We start from the raw sequence: 917 nt of genomic DNA, 5'->3' as shown, positions 1-917 counted from the left end.
AATCAACCATTATCAACGCAAGCGTTGAGCAGGTTATCGAGGCATTCTCTAACGAGGATTTCGCACGCTTCGTATGCTCCGAGGTTGGCGTGGAATTCGGTAGCTTCTCCGTTTCCGGTGACACCTCCGCTGAGTTCACCGCAACCACCGAGCGTACCGTGCCCGCCGAGCGCGTGCCGGACATCGCTCGTAAGTTCGTCGGCAACGGCGTTGCTATGACCCAGGTGGACACCGTAAGCGCACCGGCTGCTGACGGCTCCCGCACTGTTTCTACCGAGGTCAAGGTCAACGGCATGCCCGTGTCCGCTCAGGCTACTCAGAAGCTGACCCCCGAGGGTGAGCAGACCCGCCTGGACGTCAACGGTGAAGTTTCCTGCTCCATCCCGCTGGTGGGCAAGAAGATTGCAGTCGCTGCTGAGCCGCAGGTTGGCCGTGTGCTGAAGGTTCTGGGGTCCTCCGCTGAGAAGTGGCTGGCACAGCGCTAAAGCTTATGAGACGCTCACCTTTGAGGTGTAGCTGATATACCGCGAATATGCAGAGGATCTCCGCTGTAAGTACTTACGGCGGGGATCTTCTTTGTGTCTCTTCATGAGTCTTATGAGCTCTAACGCACCGATGAAGGGGTAGGGGTGTTAGGGGGCGACAATCGCTTCGGAGTATTCGCGCTCGCCAAGCAGCTCAGCGAAGCGGCGCATCTCTACGCGCAGATCGTGTTCTGCTTCGAGCAAATCAACGACCTTGCACAGCTTGGTACTGGAGGTGTGCTCGGTGTAGGGGAAATAGTGTACTTCCACACCTACCTCTGCGAAGCGTGCTTCCAGGGCGTTGCCTTTTTCGGTACCCTTCCAGTCGTCGCCCTTGAAGAAGATATTGAAGGGCTTCTGCTTCCAGGTTTTGAGCTTGTCGGGGGTGGTTTC

General features: G+C 57.1%; 1 protein-coding gene and 1 pseudogene. One reads left to right on the top strand and one right to left on the bottom strand.

All coding sequences use genetic code 11. From position 1 onward, the window contains the following. The coding region (locus O3648_RS08410) for a DUF2505 domain-containing protein (RefSeq protein WP_371569596.1) at positions 1-485 on the top strand (485 nt) is incomplete at its 5' end. A 147-nt stretch (positions 486-632) separates the two neighbouring features. Here O3648_RS08410 and O3648_RS08405 read toward each other — a convergent pair. Then, positions 633-917 (bottom strand): annotated as a pseudogene (locus tag O3648_RS08405) (cytidyltransferase); the annotation flags it as partial.

The organism is Rothia sp. 27098_8_161 (assembly GCF_041432905.1).
Classification (GTDB): Bacteria; Actinomycetota; Actinomycetes; order Actinomycetales; family Micrococcaceae; genus Rothia.
Note: the sequence above shows the minus strand (reverse complement) of the source record. Positions and strands in the feature narration are given on the sequence as shown.